This is a genomic window from Embleya sp. NPDC050493 (genome assembly GCF_044458105.1).
GTDB lineage: Bacteria > Actinomycetota > Actinomycetes > Streptomycetales > Streptomycetaceae > Embleya.
Genome location: NZ_JBITHP010000045.1, coordinates 21,442 through 38,510, shown reverse-complemented (window position 1 = coordinate 38,510; position 17,069 = coordinate 21,442). Strand labels below are relative to the sequence as shown.

At 70.5% G+C, this 17,069-nt stretch carries 12 protein-coding genes and 5 tRNA genes; 7 read left to right on the top strand and 10 right to left on the bottom strand.

All coding sequences use genetic code 11. The features are described 5' to 3' along the window. Positions 1 to 38 precede the first annotated feature (38 nt). From ACIBM5_RS44350 to ACIBM5_RS44330, 5 genes are all read right to left on the bottom strand, one after another. Entirely contained in the window at positions 39 to 995 is a 957-nt protein-coding gene (locus ACIBM5_RS44350) for a carbohydrate ABC transporter permease (RefSeq protein WP_396012376.1), read from the bottom strand. A gap of 1 nt (position 996) precedes the next feature. Further along, entirely contained in the window at positions 997 to 1,926 is a 930-nt protein-coding gene (locus ACIBM5_RS44345; RefSeq protein ID WP_396012375.1) for a carbohydrate ABC transporter permease, read from the bottom strand. Between the two features lie 633 nt (positions 1,927 to 2,559). Beyond that, positions 2,560 to 3,864, bottom strand: coding sequence for an extracellular solute-binding protein (locus tag ACIBM5_RS44340; protein ID WP_396012374.1), 1,305 nt, complete (start codon positions 3,862 to 3,864; stop codon positions 2,560 to 2,562). A 777-nt stretch (positions 3,865 to 4,641) separates the two neighbouring features. Then, positions 4,642 to 4,713 (bottom strand) — tRNA-Val (locus ACIBM5_RS44335). A 555-nt stretch (positions 4,714 to 5,268) separates the two neighbouring features. Then, entirely contained in the window at positions 5,269 to 5,724 is a 456-nt protein-coding gene (locus ACIBM5_RS44330; RefSeq protein ID WP_391587620.1) for a TIGR02611 family protein, read from the bottom strand. Positions 5,725 to 6,078: 354 nt separating this feature from the next. Here ACIBM5_RS44330 and ACIBM5_RS44325 point away from each other — a divergent pair, with 354 nt between their 5' ends. Continuing rightward, positions 6,079 to 6,492, top strand: a complete 414-nt coding sequence (locus ACIBM5_RS44325) for an SsgA family sporulation/cell division regulator (protein ID WP_026218464.1) — start codon at positions 6,079 to 6,081, stop codon at positions 6,490 to 6,492. A gap of 366 nt (positions 6,493 to 6,858) precedes the next feature. On the opposite strand, the gene ACIBM5_RS44320 is transcribed toward ACIBM5_RS44325, so the two are convergent. From ACIBM5_RS44320 to ACIBM5_RS44305, 4 genes are all read right to left on the bottom strand, one after another. After that, positions 6,859 to 7,413, bottom strand: coding sequence for a hypothetical protein (locus ACIBM5_RS44320; RefSeq protein ID WP_396012373.1), 555 nt, complete (start codon positions 7,411 to 7,413; stop codon positions 6,859 to 6,861). A gap of 376 nt (positions 7,414 to 7,789) precedes the next feature. After that, positions 7,790 to 8,518, bottom strand: coding sequence for a GNAT family N-acetyltransferase (locus ACIBM5_RS44315; RefSeq protein WP_396012372.1), 729 nt, complete (start codon positions 8,516 to 8,518; stop codon positions 7,790 to 7,792). A 399-nt stretch (positions 8,519 to 8,917) separates the two neighbouring features. Further along, positions 8,918 to 9,742 carry an aminotransferase class IV gene (locus ACIBM5_RS44310; protein WP_396012371.1) on the bottom strand — a complete coding sequence of 275 codons (825 nt, stop codon included), beginning with the start codon at positions 9,740 to 9,742 and terminating at the stop codon, positions 8,918 to 8,920. Then, a complete protein-coding gene (locus tag ACIBM5_RS44305; protein WP_396012370.1) occupies positions 9,739 to 10,851 on the bottom strand; it encodes a chorismate-binding protein in 1,113 nt (370 codons plus the stop codon). The genes ACIBM5_RS44310 and ACIBM5_RS44305 overlap by 4 nt, the downstream gene beginning before the upstream one ends. Positions 10,852 to 11,167: 316 nt before the next feature. On the opposite strand from ACIBM5_RS44305, the gene ACIBM5_RS44300 reads away from it, so the two are divergent. From ACIBM5_RS44300 to ACIBM5_RS44280, 5 genes are all read left to right on the top strand, one after another. Next, positions 11,168 to 13,114, top strand: coding sequence for a DUF4328 domain-containing protein (locus ACIBM5_RS44300; protein WP_396012369.1), 1,947 nt, complete (start codon positions 11,168 to 11,170; stop codon positions 13,112 to 13,114). Positions 13,115 to 13,369: 255 nt separating this feature from the next. After that, positions 13,370 to 13,442 (top strand) — tRNA-Gly (locus tag ACIBM5_RS44295). 49 nt (positions 13,443 to 13,491) lie between these two features. Then, a tRNA-Cys gene (locus ACIBM5_RS44290) sits at positions 13,492 to 13,565 on the top strand. Positions 13,566 to 13,602: 37 nt separating this feature from the next. Then, positions 13,603 to 13,674, top strand: a tRNA-Val gene (locus ACIBM5_RS44285). A gap of 62 nt (positions 13,675 to 13,736) precedes the next feature. Then, positions 13,737 to 13,808, top strand: a tRNA-Val gene (locus ACIBM5_RS44280). 138 nt (positions 13,809 to 13,946) lie between these two features. Here the strand turns inward: ACIBM5_RS44280 and ACIBM5_RS44275 are convergent. Next, positions 13,947 to 14,999 carry a helix-turn-helix transcriptional regulator gene (locus ACIBM5_RS44275; protein ID WP_396012368.1) on the bottom strand — a complete coding sequence of 351 codons (1,053 nt, stop codon included), beginning with the start codon at positions 14,997 to 14,999 and terminating at the stop codon, positions 13,947 to 13,949. 104 nt (positions 15,000 to 15,103) lie between these two features. Between ACIBM5_RS44275 and ACIBM5_RS44270 the strand changes: the two genes are divergently transcribed. Further along, on the top strand, positions 15,104 to 16,648 hold the full coding sequence (locus ACIBM5_RS44270; protein ID WP_396012367.1) for an MFS transporter: 1,545 nt from the start codon (positions 15,104 to 15,106) through the stop codon (positions 16,646 to 16,648). The last annotated feature ends 421 nt before the right edge of the window (positions 16,649 to 17,069 follow it).

Sequence of the window (17,069 nt, the reverse complement as noted above, 5' to 3'; positions counted from 1 at the left end):
GTACGTCGGCCCCTCCGGCTCGATCGACCCTCGAGCGATCACCCCTTGACCGCGCCCTGCATGATGCCGCCGACGATCTGCCTGCCGAGCAGGCCGAAGACGACCAATACCGGCAGCGTGCCGAGCAGCGTCCCGGCGAGGATGATCGACTGGTCGTGGACGTATCCCCCGCCGAGCGAGTTGATCGCGACCTGCACGGTGGGGTTGCTCGACGACAGCGCGATGATCGGCCAGAAGAAGTCGTTCCACGTGGTCATGAAGGTGAGCAGGCCGAGTACCGCCATCGCCGGGCGCGCGATGGGGATGACGATCGACCAGAAGATCCGCGCGTACGACGCGCCGTCCACGCGGCCGGCCTCGATCAGTTCGTCCGGCAGCGCCTCCATCAAGTACTGCCGCATGAAGAACACGCCGAACGCGGTGACCAACGTGGGCAGGATGACGGCCTGGAGCTGGTTCACCCATTCCAGCTTCGCCATGATCATGAACAGCGGGATCAGGCCCAGTTGCGGCGGGATCATCATCGTCGCCACGGTGATTCCGAGCAGGATGCCCCGGCCTCGGAAGCGCAGTTTGGCGAACGCGAACCCGGCCAGCGTCGAACACAACACGGTGCCCACCGCGACCGTGACCGACACGATGGTCGAGTTGATCAGCGCCTGCACGATGTCGGCCTCGTCGAGCGCCTTGTCGAAGTTGCCGAGCAGGTTGCCGCCGGGCGTGAACGGCGGTGGCACGTGGTTGATTTCGGCGTTGCTGCGGGTGGCGGCGACGATCGACCAGTAGAACGGGAAGACCGAGAGCAGCGTCGCGAACCCCAGGATCAGGTAGACCAGGGGCCCGCCGTGCAGTTGACGCGTGCGCTTGGACCGACCGGGCCGACCCGGGCGGCGGAACCAGCCGGTACCTCCGGCCGGTTCGGGCAACGGACCCTCCGACGGTGAGCCGGCCGGGCGGGCGGTCCGGCGAAGTACGGCAACGGGCGTGCGTGCCATGTCAGCGGCCCTCCCGGGTCTCGCGGCGCGAACGGCTCGCGGAGACAAGCGCGTTGATGCCGATGACGACAAGGATGATCAGGAAGGTCGTCCACGCGATCGCGGAGGCCTTCCCGAGCGCGTAGTTGCTCCAGCCGGTCTCGTACATGTAGAGCCCGATGGTCTGGTACTGATGCGAAGCCCCGCCCCGGACGCCGATCGGTCCGCCCTGGAGCAGCAACGGCTCGGCAAAGATCTGCATCGCGCCGATCGTCGAGACCACGACGGTGAACACGATCGTGGGCCGCAGTCCCGGGAGGGTGACGTGCCGGAACTGATGCCAGGACTTCGCCCCGTCCAACGCCGCGGCCTCGTAGCGGTCGTGCGGAATGGCCTGCATCGCGGCGAGGTAGATGAGCGCGTTGTAGCCCACCCAACGCCAGGTGACGATGGTCGAGACGGCTATCTGGGAGGTCCAAGTGCCGTTGTACCAGTCGACGTTGTCGACGCCGAACAGCCCGAGGAACCAGTTGATCATCCCGTAGTCGCGTCCGAACAGGCCACCGAACACGAGCGTCGCGGCGGCGACGGAAGTCGCGTACGGCATCAGGATCGCGACCCGGAAGAAGGTTCGCCCGCGCAGCCGACGATTGAGCAGATGCGCCAGGCCGAGGGCCATGCACAACTGCGGGACCGTGGATATCAGCCCGATGGTGAAGGTGTTGCGCAGCGCCTTCCAGAAGAACTTGTCGTGCCAGAGGTTGGTGTAGTTCTCCAACCCGAGCCAGGTCATGTCGTCCGGATTCTGCAATCGCACGCGGTGTAGGGATATGTATCCGGTGTACAGGAGCGGGAACAGGCCGAAGGCGATGAAGAGAACGAAGAACGGCGCGACGAAGGCGTACGGAGAAGCGGTGTTCGCCCGGCGCCGCCAGAGTTGACGGGGAGTCATGACGGGTCGATGTGCCTTGGTTTCGGGGCTCGACGGGAGCTGATGTCCGGATTCGGTCCGGGGACCGCCGGGGGACTGGGCTGCATGGGCAGGGGATGGTGCCGCCATCGGAATCACTCCGGGCCGGGAGGGGTGGGCGGACGGTGGGACGGGTGGCCCGACCGGGGAAGGAACGGCCGGGCCACGGAGGGGCGGTGGCGAATCGGACCGGCCCGGGCGCGGCCGTCGGGTGGCGGCCGTCGGGTGGCGGCCGTCGGGCGGCGGGCGTCGGGCGGCGGCCGTCGGGTGGCGGCCGTCTGTCGCGTACTGCGCGCGTGGCGCGGTCGGAGGTCGCGGGTCGCGCGATCGCGGGGCGGGGACTCGGGTCTCGCATGGGTCTCGGAGTGCGGGGCGCGAGGCGGAGGTTGCGGGAACGCCGTGCGGGTGTCGCGGCGCGGACGTGGCACCGGTTACGAGAGGTGGATCACGCGTCGCAGGTCACCGGCTCGGCGCCCGAGGCTCGTAACCGATGCCGCGCAACCGGCCGCCCGCAGACCGCCCGCCGCAGGTCGCGGATCAGCGGCGATCGCGGCCCGCGCATCCCGGCCCGCACATCAGGTGCCGCACACCGCGGCCCCCGCCCTACCAACGCCCTCAGCCGGCGAGTGCGTTCTTGACCGCGTCGCGCGCCTGCTTCCACGCGTCGTCGGGCTTGACCCCCTGCGCTTCCACGGAGGTCAGTGCCGTACTGATGTTCTCCTTGATGTCGTTGTGCCGAACTCCCGTGATCTGTACCGGCATCCGCTCGGCCGCCGCACTGAAGATCCGACCGATCGGCGCACCGTTGAAGTAGGCATCCGTGGTCGCCTTGATGCTTTCGATCGCGCCGGTCTTGGACGGGAAGTTCCCCTGCTTCCGGAACATCTTGGCCTGCTGCTCGGGCGCGGTGAGCCAGGCGACCAACTCCGCCGCCTCCTTGTGGTGCTTGCCGCCCTTGGGGATCGCGAGGTACGAACCACCCCAGTTGCCGGTACCACCCGGCCCCGGCGCGACATCCCACTTGCCCTTGCCCGCATCACCGGCCTGGGTCTTGATGAACCCGATCATCCACGCCGGGCACGAAATCGACGCGAAGCCGTCGGCGGCGAACGCCTGGTTCCAGTCGCTCTGGAACTGCTGCAGGGCCGCGGACATCTTCCCGTCGGCGGCCTGTGTGGCCAGATCCCAGGCGTGCTTCACCGTGGGGTTGGTGTCATAGATCGGCTTGCCGGCCTCGTCGTAGTACGAGACCGCCTGTTGCCCGATGATCGCGTTGTACAGACCGGTCACGCTGTCCAGGTAGTGCGTCTTCTTCGGCGCGTTCGCCTGGAACTGCCTTCCGACTTCGACGTATCCCTCCCACGTGGACCAGCGCCGGGCCAACTCCTCGCGGTCGGTGGGCAGTCCGGCCGCCTGGAACAGGTCGGTGCGATAGCAGATCGCCATCGGCCCGGTGTCGGTGCCGGCACCCAACACCTTCCCGTCGCCGGTGGTCGCGGCCTTGCTCTTCCACGGCAGGTACTCGGCGTTGCCACCGGAAAGGCCCAGCGAATTCAGGTCCATCCACTTGTCGGCCTGGTTCTTCACGACGTCGGCTATCCGCCCGACCTCGATGCCCTGGATGTCGTCGATCCCACCCCCGCCGGCGAGCCGGGTCTGCACCGTACGCCAGTAGTCCTCCTCGCGTTCGGTGTCGTGCTGAACGATCTTGATGTTCGGGTGGGTCTGCTGATACTCGGCGTACAACCCGGCCTCCTCGAAGCCGAAGGTGCCGAACAGCCCCAGATTCAGGGTGACTTTGCCGTCGCCCGAGCCGGAATCCCCATCACCCCCGCACCCGGCGAGCACTGACCCGACCAACAGCGCGGTACACAGGGCCGACAACGCCCTGACTCGACCACGAACGTAGCGCGTGCGCATGGGAAAACCTCCTGATGCCTTGCATCCGGGACGGGGAGAGCGGACTGCTTCGTGCGGAAGTACCGAAGTGCGGCAGTGCGATCAACGATTCGCGGCAACACAGAACACACCATCGGGAGCGCCGAGTCTTGAACAATGAGAGCGCTCTCACAACGTGCTCAGGAGCTTGTCCCGCCCAAGAACCCATGTCAATACTTCGACACCTGAACGTGACACCCCCACACCGTCACCCCACCCCTAAGACTCCTAAACCCCCACCCACACCCCCACCACCCCACCCCAAGCAACACTCGAAGCCACCATGCACGCCCACCGCATCTGCTCCGAAGATCACCACTTGCGTCGAAGGTCCTCGTGACACGTGCATCGGCCCGTTATCAGCGCCCACTTGCTGCCGCCCCGCTCGTACCCCTCCCCAACGACCTCCGCGGCCATCGGCACCCGCATTGCCAAGCGTCTCGCCGCCCTCCTGACCCGAGGGCTTGGACCCGGACAACGTCGACGCCGGCCTCACCGCGAGGACCCGCCAGGGGTCGCCCCTCCCCTGCGCCTGCCTCTACGGCAAGGCCTACCGGGACACCCACAACAATCGGCTCAAGCTCCACGCATCCACCCCAGCGCGGGCCCGGCGCCCGGCGGAAGAAACCCGTCGCCGAGTACCTCGCGCACTCGCAGCACGAGAGCAATGTCCGGTTGTGGATGCCCACTGCTGTATGAAACGGCTACAAATACGACAGAGCCCCGGATCATTTTCATGATCCGGGGCTCTGACCTGTGTGGGCGATACTGGGATCGAACCAGTGACCTCTTCGGTGTGAACGAAGCGCTCTCCCGCTGAGCTAATCGCCCGGGCGCAGGGAGAACATTACCGCATGCGTGGGGGCGGTTGTGCCCACCCCTTCTCGGGGGTTGGGTCGCGGCTCCGGATGAGGCATTTGGGGCGAGAGGCTCGCGCGATCGAGGATCGAGGCGGGCTGGGTCCCGGGTGGAGGCGGAGGCGGGGGCAAGCGCCAGGGTGGGGACAGAGGCGCGCATTGCGAGGTGTTCCGGCGAGGGCCGCCGTCGTTGTGCACGTCCCCCCGCAGAGGCTCGTCCCGTGATGCCCCCCGTAGAACTCCTTCGCCGGGGCACGCAGCCCAAAGCCCAGTGTTCGGAGCTCAGAGCCCCGGGCGGGGAAGTCCGGGCCCGGGGCCCAGAGCCCGGTTCCGGGCCGGGAACCGGGGCCAGGGCCGGATCCCGGACGCCGAGGCCTGATCCCGGAGCCAGGGCCGGACCCCGGAAGCCAAGGCCGGACCCCGAAGCCAATGCCGGGCCCCGGAGGCCAAGGCCGGCCCCGGGTCCCGGGGCCGAAAGCGCGCGCCCGGATCGCCCGCCCGAGCTCCGCTTCCCGGTCAGGCTTCCCGGTCAGAAGGGGAGGGCCATGCCGTATTTCCAGAGGTAGGACGCCACCGCTGCGCCGATCAGGATGAGGCCGATGGCGAGCATGATCATGTTGCGGCGGCGGGTCTTGGGGTCGAGAGCGCGGTTGGCGGCCTTGGTGACCTTGTCCTTGGTCCACAGGAGGGTGCGCTGGGCCCAGACGAATTCGGTGCCGAGGACGGCCAGGCCGAGGAAGATGACCGCCCAGCCGGGGCCGGGCAGCGGGAGCATGATGATGCCGCCGACGATGATCGCGAAGCCGATCACGGCGACGCCGATCTGCCAGGTCATGTGCAACGGCTTGGAGCGCTTGATGAAGGCGGGTGCGCGGGAGCCGAATGGTTTCGCCTGCTTGTCGGCCAGGCCGCTCGGGGCGTCCTGGTCGGCGCTGGTGGGCTCTCGTGTGGCGTGCGCGCTGTTGTCCGCGACCCCCGTGTCCATCCTTGGTCTTCCTCTCTCGTCGTACCGGCCGTCGTTCACCGGGCACCTCCGTCTGGCCTGCGGCCGGAGCCGACCATGGCTCGGCCTGGCTTGACAACGCTACAAGGGGGCAGAGGTTCGATGCAGGCCCGCCGGTACGGTGCGGACTCGCCCCGGGCATGACGGGTATGAACTGAACGCCTGTTCCCTTCCGGAAATCATGCGGGCGAACGTTACACCTCCGCATCGCTCTTAAGGAGTACCCAGACGCCCGTATATCGGGCAGAGACGTTTACAAGAGGTCCGCAGGTGGGATGTTGCGAACGCCGACGTGCGAATCCCCGAGCGCACACTGAGCGAAAGGCCATGGCGCTTATGAACACCACGGTCAGCTGTGAGCTGCACCTGCGCCTCGTCGTCTCGAGCGAGTCTTCATTGCCAGTCCCTGCGGGGCTGCGATACGACTCGTCGGACCCGTACGCCGTGCATGCGACCTTCCACACGGGTGCCGATGAGACGGTCGACTGGGTCTTCGCCCGCGACCTTCTCGCGGATGGGCTGCGTCAGCCGTCCGGCACCGGCGACGTTCGTGTGTGGCCCTCCCGGAGCCACGGACAGAGCATCGTCTGCATCGCCCTCAGCTCGCCCGAGGGTGAAGCCCTGCTCGAAGCGCCCGCGCGGGCGCTGGAGTCGTTCCTGAAGCGTACGAACGCTGCCGTTGCCCCCGGCAACGAGCATCGCTTCTTCGACCTCGACCGGGAACTGTCCCAGATTCTCGCCGAGAACTGAACTCCCGGAACCGCGGGCACGCCCCTGTCCGCAGCGCCGGGTACGTACGTCAGCGCTCCGCCGCACCCACCGTCCACACGGTGGGAGCGGCGGAGCGTTTTAGCGTTGGCCGCCGCAGCCGCCGGGACGAGGAGCCGCGACCGCCGAGCGGGTGAATCGCGCACGCCGCGCGATCGGTCGATCCGAATACGTACACGATCCGCACATGGTGCAAAGAAAGCGCACAGTCGAACACATTTTCCGGCATGGGAATGCGTTCACATTCCTCATCCCGTGGCGTGTCCTGTTGTGCACAGCGTGTGTTTAACCCGCCTCTCGGTAACCGCCGACAACCGGCGGTAATCCGCAAATCGGGATTCCCCGACTTCAGATCCCGCGCTTGCGCAGCAGTTCCTCGATCTCCGCGAACTCGTCGTCCACCGCACCGCGCGCAGCGCGCCGGGAACGCGGTGCCGCGGCCGGCTTCGGCTGCCGACCGCTCGGCTGGGCTGTGCCCGCGCTGCCGCCCGCCCCGGTGTCCGCACCGGTTCCGCCCAGGAGCGCGGCCAGATCCGCGGAGGACGAGGAGAACGAAGAGGGCGACGAAGCGGAAGAAGCCGACGTACCGGTCGACTCCGGGTTCTTGCGGCCGATCATCCGGGTGATCATCAGCAGCATCACGGCGAACGCGAGGATCGCGACGCCGCCCCACGCCTTGATCCCGAAGGCGAGATCGGTCGCCCAGTCGGCGGCCGCGCTGCCGACCCGGCGGCCCAGCGTGGCCAGGCCGGTCAGGTACAGGCCGATCGGGAACAGCGCCGCGGCGGTCCACCGCGTCGCGTTCAGGAAACGTCGTTGGCGTGCCTTCTGTACCGCGATGACCAGGCCGAGACCCGTCAGCGCCATGCACAGGGCGCCGGTCACCACATCTGCGCCGGACATGCGCTCGGCCTCCTCCTCGTGCGAAGCATTCGAAACGTGCGAAGCGTCGGTACCGTTCGATGCGTCGGCGTCGTCCGAAGCCTCGATGTCATCCGACGCGTCGGCGTCGTCCGAAGCCTCGATGTCATCCGACGCGTCGGCGTCGTCCGAAGCGTCGGTGACGTTCGAAGCGTCGGTGACGTTCGAAGCGTCGGTGACGTTCGAAGCGTCGGTGTCGGCTCTTGTGTCGGTCTTGTCGGACCTGGTGCTTCCTCCATCGTCGTCTCCTCCGCGCCCGGACGCCACGATCGGCGGTCGGTTCGGTACTCGGGGAGGACTCCGACCGATCCATCTCCTCCCCGTGGAGTACACCCAGCATCAGGGATGTGCCCGACCCTCACAGGATGGGTTTCCCCCAATAACGCGTGCGCGGCGCGAATCCCGCCCCCGTGCAGACCTTCGCGTGGGTGTCGTCGGGGAGTTCGATCGCCACCTCGTGCAGGCCCTGGGTCGCCGTCACGTGGCCGGCCGCGCGGAGCAGGGTCGCCGCGTCCGCCGGGGTCGGCGCGGTCAGCGCGAGGATGACGCCGTGCGCGACCCACACCACCGCGCCCTCGCCCAGCGTGTACGGCGCGGGCGCCGTGGGGTGGTCCAACCGGGCCTGTGCCCGGGCCTGCGCCACGGTGGCCGCCCAGCCCGCCGCGCGCAGGTCCGCCGCGTACCGGTGCAGCTCCGCCGCGCACCACGCGTCGCGTTCGTCGGGGTCCATCATCCGTACGCCGGGCGGCAGTCCGGTGGCGCGCACGGGGGCTGCGAGGCGGCGGCTGTCGGGGGCGTACCCCAGGGCCTGGACGAGGCCGGTCGCCGCCCGGTTGCCCTCGGGGACGGCCGCCGCCATCCGGGTGCAGCGCAGGCCGCGCATGATCTCCTCGGCGGCGAGCATCGCGACGCATGCGTGGCCGCGGCGGCGGCGCGACGGCAGCACCTGGATGTGCAGGATCCATCCTGTGCCGGCGCCCCACGGGCCCAGCGGGGTCAGGTGCACGCCGCCCACGGACCGGCCGTTGGCGCAGATCGAGTACACGCCGTCACGGCCGGGTCCGGCCGGTCGCAGAGTGGTGGTCATCGGGTGGCCCCCGCCTTCCCGGGCGCAGCGCCCCGTTACCGGCAGTGCTGCCCGCGCGCGGCCCCGGCCAACCTGGTCGGAGTCACGCACACGATCACACCGGCTTCCCGAACGGTCCGTGATCCTCGGACACGTCGGAGCGGGAGCCGCGCACGCAACCACACCCGCTTCCCGAACGGGCCCGCGATCGCGGACGCCTCGGAGCCAGGGGGCGATCACGCCGATTTCCCGAGTGGGCCGCGATCACTCGACGCGTCGGAGCCGCGCACGATACGCCCGGCTTCCCGGGCAGGCGCGCGATGTCCGACGCCTCGGAAGCCACGCGCACGCTCACCGCTCACCGCTCAGCGGATGTGGTCCACCCGTTCTCGGTGTGCCGGCGCCGCGTGGGTGGCGGGGTCATGGATCGATGTCGGCGGCGGAGCGGGCCGTGAAGATTTCCATTGCCTTGCGGGTGAGTGGGCCGGGTGCGGTCGGGGTGTGCTCGTCGACGCGGTGCACGGCCTGGATGTCGCGCAGCGACGAGGTCAGGAACATCTCCTCGGCGTCGGCGAGCGCGGCCAGGGGTACGTCCATCTCCTCGGCGCCGACCCACTCCAGCACCAGCGCGCGGGTGACACCGGCCAGGCAGCCGGCCGTCAGCGGCGGGGTGACGATGCGGCCGTCGAGTACGGCGAACACGTTCGAGCCGGTGCCCTCGCACAGGTTGCCGGCCGTGTTCGCGAACAGCGCCTCGCTCGCGCCGCGTTCGGCGGCGTAGCCGAGCATCACCACGTTGTCGGCGTAGCTCGTGGTCTTGAGGCCGGTGGTCGGCGCGTGCTCGTTGCGGGTCCACGGGACGGTGACCACGGCCGTGCTCTTGCCCCGGGCCTTGGCCGCGCCGAGGGCCACCACCAGCGTCGGCGGGGCATCGCCGCGCTCGGAGCCCAGCGGCGAGCGTCCGCCCGTGTAGGTGATCCGCAGTCGGCCGACGCCGGGCAGCGGGTTGGCCGCCAGCACCTCGGAGCACGCGCGGCGGATCAGGTCGAGGTCGGGCGCGGGCAGCCCGAGACCGCGCGCGGAACGGGCCAGCCGATCCAGGTGTCGGGTCGTCGCGAAGGCCCGCTCGCCGGTCGCCTTCATCGTCTCGAAGACGCCGTCGCCGACGGTCAGACCGTGGTCGTCCACCCGGACCACGGCCTGCTCGTCGTCGACGAGGCGATCGTTCAGCCAAATTCTGCTCATGCGCCCTCCGAGGCGTCCGTTGCGTCGTCCGCTGCGTTGTCCGCTGTGCTCGGGACATCCGCGTGGTGCGCATCCTGCCCGGCACGCTCGTGCTCGGGTCCCGGCAGGTAGTCCCGCCCCGCCACCGCGAGCAGGTTGTGTGCCTTGAGTTCGGTCTCGTCCCACTCGCGCTGCGGGTCGGAGTCGTACGTGATGCCCGCGCCGGTGCCGAAGCACAGGCGGCCGTCCCGGACGAAGAAGCTGCGTATGCCCACCGCGAGCGAGCCCTCGCGGCGGTCCGCGTCGACCCAGCCGATCGCGCCGCAGTACGGGCCGCGCGGGACCGGTTCGAGCTCGTCGATGATCCGCAGCGCACTGCTCTTGGGCGCGCCGCTGACCGAGCCGGGCGGGAAGGTCGCGGCGAACAGTTCGGGCCAGCCCACGCCCGGTGCCAGGGTGCCCGCGACGGTGGAGACGAGGTGGACCAGGCCCGGGTGCTTCTCGACCACGCACAGGTCGGGCACGGTGACCGAGCCGATCGCGCTCGCCCGGCCGAGGTCGTTGCGGACCAGGTCCACGATCATCACGTTCTCGGCGTGGTCCTTGGGCAGCAGGTCGGCCTCGGTGCGGCCGGTGCCCTTGATCGGGCCGGACCAGACCCGGTCGCCGGCGCGGTGCAGGTAGAGCTCGGGTGACGCGCACGCGACGTGCACGTCGTGTGCGGGCAGTCGGATCACTCCCGCGTACGGGGCCGGGTTGCCGCGCGCGAGGCGGCCGGCCAGGCCGAGGATGTCGGCGTCCTCGGGCAACGGTGCGCTGAGCAGGCGACACAGGTTGACCTGGTACACGTCGCCGGCGGCTATGTGTTCGCGGATCCGGCGCACCCCGGCGCGGTACGCGTCGGCGCCGAGCGAGTCGGTCCACGCGTGTGCGGGCGGTCCGGTCCACGGCGCGGCCGGCAGCGGGGCCGGGCGCACCTCGTCGAAGCGTGCGCACAGCAGGTCGCCCTCGAAGTCGGCGACGACGGCCCAGAACCCGTGCGAGTCCAGGGCGGCCGGGTCACGGGTGACATCACGCAGGCCGGTGGCCAAGCGCCCGCCGAGGTGGGCGAGAGGAGGTGGCTGACTCACTGGTTCGTTCCGGGGTCGCGACCGCGGCACCTGTGGCGGATCGGCGCGCGGATCAGATCGTCCATTGTAGAAGGGCACCACGACGTCTCGAACGGCCCGGCACCGGCGGCTTCGAAGGCCCCGTACCCGGGCACTCGACGCGCCCGGAACCGCCGCTGGTCGATTCCGCGTTCCCCAGTGCCCGTCGGGCACGGCATGATGCGGCACGGTGGGTAGGGACCCGGCAGCCCCGAGTCCGGTGACCGCACCTCCCCCGGTCGGTTCGTCCCGGCCCCCGAAGCCTCCACAGCACCACGCGATCGAAGGACGTTCATCCGTGCACTGTTCCGCCTGCGACACCTGGTCTACGCGGGCCGACCGCTGTTCGTACTGCGGCGCCGTCCCGGCCGCCGCGCCGCAGCAGCCCGGCACCGGGTCGACCCCCGTGCTCGCCGGGCCCGCCGCGGCTCCCGCCACTCCCGCGGCGCCCGCGCCGCCGGATCCGTACGCCGCGCCGGCATCCGCGGTCGCCCCGGCCGGTGCGTACACGGGTGCCTATCCGCACGCGCCGGGACAGTTCGCCCCGCAGACCCCGTACGGCATGCCGAGCCCGTATCCGGCGTCGCCGTACCCGGGTTGGCTGCCGCAGCCGTTCCGGGCGCTGCGCGGACTCGCTGTGACCCTGTACGTCCTGCTGCCGCTGTCCGCGGTGTTCGCGGCGCTGTGCGCGGCGGCGTTCTTCCACCGTGCGGACGTCCTGCGGCAGATCTCCGACGCCGGCGAGCTCGGCATGACCGACGCGCTGCGCACCAAGGCCGAGGACTCGGACTCGCTCGTGGCGGCGGCGACCACGTTCCTGGTCCTGTCGATGATCGCGACGGCCGTGCTGTTCATCATCTGGATGTACCGGGCTCGCGCCAACGTGGACCTGTTCGGCCCCTCGAAGCAGCACCTGTCCACCGGGTGGGCGATCGGCGGCTGGCTGGTGCCGGTGGTCAGCCTGTGGTTCCCGAAGCTGATCCTGCACGACGTGTGGCGCGCGAGCGACCCGCGGACCGCCGAGCGCGGCGGGCGTACGCCGGGCCGGTTGCCGCTGCTGTGGGCCTGGTGGGTGCTGCTGGTGGCGTCGGGTGTGCTGTTCTTCGCGAGCCGGCTGTCCTACCCGCTCGACGAGGACATCGAGCTGTCCGACGCCGACCGGTTGCGGACCATCGACTTCCTGTCCGGGATCGCGGATGTCGTGCTGATCCTGGCGGCGGTCGCGGCGATCCTCGTGGTCCGCAGGATCACCACGTTCCAGCACGAGCGCGAGGCGCTGGCGTTCGCGTCGGGGCTGGTCCCCGGTGGCGTCCCCGGCGCGATGCACGGGATGCCCGGGATGCCGGTCGGCTTCGGTGGTGCGCCCACGCCGTGGGCGGCCTATCCGGCACAGGCGCCGACCGCGCAGTACTTCGCGCCGCCGGTGCCGCAGGCTCCGGGTACGCCGGGGGCTCCGCCGGTACCGCCGGTGCCGCAGGCGCCGACGTCGACGGCGGATGGCTCGGGGGCTGTGGCTCCCGAAGGGGCTGTGGCTCCGGTCGCTTCGGGGGTTCCGGCTGCGGTTGCGGCCGAGGCCGTTGCACCGGTCGAGGCTGCGACCGCGGCGGCCCCCGACTTGGCTCCGGCCTCCTCCGCTCCGGCTGCCCCGGCCCCGGCCGCTCACGAGGCGCCGGCCGCTGCCGACGCGACGACGGTGCTGCCGGTCGATGGGGCGCCTGCCGCGCGGCCCAAGCAGGTCCCGCCGCCGCGGCCCACCGCCGCGCCGACCGCAGGCGTCGTCCAACCGGTTTCGACGCCCGCCGCGGCCGAATCGCAGGAACCGGTGTCCCTGGGCAAGCCGACCAAGGCCGCGGAGCCCGCATCGGAAACCATCGTCGAGCCGGTAGCCGAGCCCGCTTCCGAGACCGCCGTCCAGCCGGTAGCCGAGCCCGCTTCCCAGACCCTCGTCGAGCCGGTAGCCCAGACCGCCGTCCAGCCGGTGGCCGAGCCCGCCGCCGAGACCCTCGTCGAGCCGGTAGCCCAGACCGCCGTCCAGCCTGTAACCGAGCCCGCCGTCGAGCCCGAAGGTGAGCACGAAGCGCTCGGCGAGGGCAAGGACGAAGGCGGGAACGAGGTCCGAACTCCGGCTGAACCAGAGGCGGAGCCCACCTCGGTCCCCGCCCCGGCCCCGGTCCCCGCCGCAGAGGCGACCACCACCACGGCGCCGGTTGTCGAACCCGCGCCCTCCGCGGAGCGTCGCAACTGAGTCGAGGGCGGCGCGTCCGGCCCAGAGGATGACGCGAAGGCCCGGTCGAGGGCTTGCCGAGACCCCTCGGTGAGATCCGCCGAGCCGCGCCGAAGGCCGGTTCGAACCCTGGTGGTTCGAGCCGGCCTCGGTCGTTTTCGCAGGTTGCGCGGGTCGCGCGGTGGGGTCCGCGGGGAATCGGTTTTTGTGATGGCCCTCGGATCCGCTAAAGTTCTCAACGTCGCCGGGACGCGGAAACGCGGCTCGGGTCGACAGGCGGACGTGGCTCAGTTGGTAGAGCATCACCTTGCCAAGGTGAGGGTCGCGAGTTCGAATCTCGTCGTCCGCTCGGAAGAAGTAGAGGAATGTGGTGGGCAACCACTATGGTTCCTTCACTTGGTGGAGTGGCCGAGAGGCGAGGCAACGGCCTGCAAAGCCGTCTACACGGGTTCAAATCCCGTCTCCACCTCCAAGAGACCCCAAGGCTCCGTGCCGAGGGTGAACTTCCCGCGCGATTAGCTCAGCGGGAGAGCGCTTCCCTGACACGGAAGAGGTCACTGGTTCAATCCCAGTATCGCGCACGCCGCACAACCGAACACGCAGTACGGCAGTACGTGTACCACGCAGGACACGCACGGCGCCCGCGCGATTAGCTCAGCGGGAGAGCGCTTCCCTGACACGGAAGAGGTCACTGGTTCAATCCCAGTATCGCGCACCGGAAGTATCGAAGGGCCGGAGGATCATCGCGATCCACCGGCCCTTCGACGTTCCACGCCCACCGTTGCCGTCCCGCCCCGCTCATCCGCCCACAGCCCACCGTGCCGCGCAGCTCCCCCGTCCCGCGTGTGCTCGCTCACATGCCCGCGTGTACGTGCGGCGCGCTGGGCACGAAGTCCGGGGCCGCGAGTCGGGTCAGGCGCTCGCGGGTTTCCTCGTCCTGCGGCACGAAGACGTTCAGTCGCTGGCCGGGCGAGGCGACCAGGTCGGTCGGGATGCCGCGCACATGCAGGACACCGACGTCCAAGTGGCGGAAGAACTTGACCCGGGTGCGGGTGAGCGAAATCGGGTGGGCGGCCCAGGCCTTGGCGAACTCGGGGCTGGCCTCGACCAGTTCGTCGATGAACGCGGTCCAGACCGGATCGCCGATGTTGCGGGCGTAGGTGCCGCGCAGCACGCCGACCACACCCTGGCACTCCTGGAGCCACTCGTGGAACGGGTTGCAACACTCGGGTCGGGTGAACAGCTCCCAGATCATGTTCCGCCGGCCTCGGGGGCAGGCGACCATCGCCGGAAAGACCCTGGCGTACAGCTCGTTGTAGGCCAGCACGTCGTAACGCTCGTTCATCACGACGGCGGGCAGCGTGGCGAAGTCGTCGAGCAGGACCCGGGTGTCCGCGTCCACCGCGTTCTCGGCCCGGAGCGTCGCCGTGCTCGGTACGCAGGCCAACCGCTTGACGTGCTCCGATTCGACGGCGTCCAGGCGCAGCGTACGGGCGATGCCGGCGATGACCTGCGCGCTGACGTTGATCGGGCGGCCCTGTTCGAGCCAGGTGTACCAGGTGACGCCCACACCGGAGAGTTGGGCCACCTCTTCGCGGCGCAGGCCGGGGGTGCGCCGGCGGCGGCCGACGGGGATGCCGACCTGGTCCGGGGTGATCCGCTCCCGGCGGCTGCGCAGGAAGGCGCCGAGTTCGGCGCGCGAGGCGGCGCGGGCGGGACGGACGTACTGCGGCGTGGCCCGCTCGGAGTCGGGCGGATGGGCCCGGGCGGCGCTGCCCGGCTCGGCGGTGATCCCGCCTCGGTCGCCTCGGTCGGGAAGGCCGTCGGATACGCCGTGGGAAACGGCGTCGGGGCCGGAGTGCGGGACTGTGTCGGGAACGGCGTCGGTGCGCGGGCTGCCGGTCATCGGTCCATCCTGTGCCCGGGTGATCTCGATTGCCAGGTGCCTGGTTATACCCGGATAACCAGGCTACTGGTCCGGGTACCGGGCGGCGGACCAGAGTCGTCCTCATGAACGATACGGATCTGATGTCGGGCAGCGACGCCCGACGCGAGGGGGACGTGGAGCGGGTGACCTCCGCTCTCGGGGACGCCGGTGAGAAGTCGGGGCAGAGGCAGGCGGGAGACCGGCGCAGAGACCGGCGCGGGGCCGCGGGCACGGTGTTGCTGGTGGTGCTGGTGGCCGGTCAGTTCATGGCGGTGCTGGACGCCTCGATCGTCAATGTCGCGGCGCCGGTGATGCGTTCGGACCTGCACGCGTCGGGGGCCGGGCTGCAGTGGATCATCGCGGGGTACACGATCGCCTACGCGATGTTGTTGATCACCGGTTCGCGGCTGGGCGCGATCTTCGGGTACGGGCGGGCCTACCTGGGTGGGCTCGCGCTGTTCACGCTCGCCTCGCTGGCGTGTGGACTGGCCGGGTCGACGGGCGAGTTGGTGGTGTTCCGGTGTCTTCAGGGCGCGGGTGCCGCGTTGTTGGTGCCGCAGGTGTTGACGTTGATCCAGCGCCGGTTCGAGGGGCGGCGGCGGACCGCGGCGATGGGCCTGTACCAGACGGCGATCGCCGGTGGTGCGGTCGTCGGGCAGATCCTGGGCGGAGTGCTCGTGAGCGCGGATCTGTTCGGTACCGGGTGGCGGCCGGTGTTCCTGGTCAATGTGCCGCTCGGGCTGCTGCTGCTGGTGGTCGGGTGGCGAGCGCTGGGCGGGGACGGGCCGGATCCGGGTGCGCGCCCGGGTTGGGGTCGGCTGGATGTGCCGGGCGTGCTGGTGCTGGCGCCGGCGATGCTCGCGCTGGTGGTGCCGCTGGTGATGGGGCACGAGCAGGGTTGGCCAGTGTGGGGTTGGGTGATGCTGGCGGCGGGGATCGCCGGGATGGGCGTGTTCGCGCTGGTCGAGCGGGCGGTGGCGGCGCGCGGCGGGTCGCCGTTGGTGCCGGGAGCGGTGTTGCGCTCGCCCGGGTTGATGTCCGGCGGGATCGCGTTGCTGATCGCGGTGGGCAGCTACAACGGGTTCCTGTTCACCCTGGCGTTGCACCTGCAGTCCGGGCTCGGCGACAGTCCGTTGCGGGCCGGGCTGACCTACGTGCCGTGCGCGATCGGGTTCGCGGTCTCCGGGTTGTGGTGGGGGCGGTTGCCCGAGCGGATTCGGGCGCACGTGGGATATCTGGGCTTCGCGCTGGTGTCCGTGTCGTACGTCGGCATGGCGGCCTCGGTGCACGGCGGCCGGGAGGGCGGCGTGGCGCTGGCGGTCGGGTTGGCCGCGATGGGCCTGGGCCAGGGCGCGGTGATCGGGCCGCTGATGGCGAGCGCGCTGGGTCGGGTACGGGCCGAGCACGCGGGTGACGCGAGTGGGGTGCTGGTCACGCTCATGCAGGTCGGCGCGGTGTTGGGGGTGGCCACCTACGGCACCACATTCCTGTCGGCGACGGGTGTGGGCGCCCATGCCTCGGCGCATGCGGCCGTGGTGACGTTCGTGGCGCTGGCCGCGGTGAACGTGTGCGCGGCGGTGTGGGCGTGGCGGGTGGTCGTCGGGCAGCGGGCGGGCCGGGTCGCCTGAGCCGGTACGACCGGGCCTGCGGGCCGCGGGCGTCGGCCGTTGCGGCGCTGCGATCGGCCGGCGATCCGGGTGCTCGGCTCGCCATGCGGGTGATCGGCCCGCGATTCGGGTGCTGGGTCGGCGGCACCGGTGCCCGGCCCGCGAGTCGGGTGCTCAACCGGTGATTCGGGTGCTCGGCCGGCGGCACCGGTGCCCGGCCCGCGAGTCGGGTGCTCGACCCGTGATTCTGGTGCTCGGCCGGCGGCACCGGCATTTGGCCCCCGACTCGGGTGCTCACCCCGGCAGTACGGGTACCCGGCCGGCCGGCGGGGGCGTACCCGTCCGGCCCGAACCCGTCCGGCCGTAACGGGACGGGCGTACCCCACCGGCCGAACGGGGGCATCCCGTCCGGCCGGTGCGTACCGCGTGTACGGCAAGGGGT

Coding starts and splice junctions, on each gene's coding strand:
- ACIBM5_RS44275 (WP_396012368.1), bottom strand. CDS start 14,999: ATGACCGGCAGCCCGCGCACCGACGCCGTTCCCGACACAGTCCCGCAC.
- ACIBM5_RS44310 (WP_396012371.1), bottom strand. CDS start 9,742: ATGAGCAGAATTTGGCTGAACGATCGCCTCGTCGACGACGAGCAGGCC.
- ACIBM5_RS44325 (WP_026218464.1), top strand. CDS start 6,079: ATGAACACCACGGTCAGCTGTGAGCTGCACCTGCGCCTCGTCGTCTCG.
- ACIBM5_RS44330 (WP_391587620.1), bottom strand. CDS start 5,724: ATGGACACGGGGGTCGCGGACAACAGCGCGCACGCCACACGAGAGCCC.
- ACIBM5_RS44340 (WP_396012374.1), bottom strand. CDS start 3,864: ATGCGCACGCGCTACGTTCGTGGTCGAGTCAGGGCGTTGTCGGCCCTG.
- ACIBM5_RS44350 (WP_396012376.1), bottom strand. CDS start 995: ATGGCACGCACGCCCGTTGCCGTACTTCGCCGGACCGCCCGCCCGGCC.
- ACIBM5_RS44345 (WP_396012375.1), bottom strand. CDS start 1,926: ATGACTCCCCGTCAACTCTGGCGGCGCCGGGCGAACACCGCTTCTCCG.
- ACIBM5_RS44315 (WP_396012372.1), bottom strand. CDS start 8,518: ATGACCACCACTCTGCGACCGGCCGGACCCGGCCGTGACGGCGTGTAC.
- ACIBM5_RS44320 (WP_396012373.1), bottom strand. CDS start 7,413: ATGTCCGGCGCAGATGTGGTGACCGGCGCCCTGTGCATGGCGCTGACG.
- ACIBM5_RS44270 (WP_396012367.1), top strand. CDS start 15,104: ATGAACGATACGGATCTGATGTCGGGCAGCGACGCCCGACGCGAGGGG.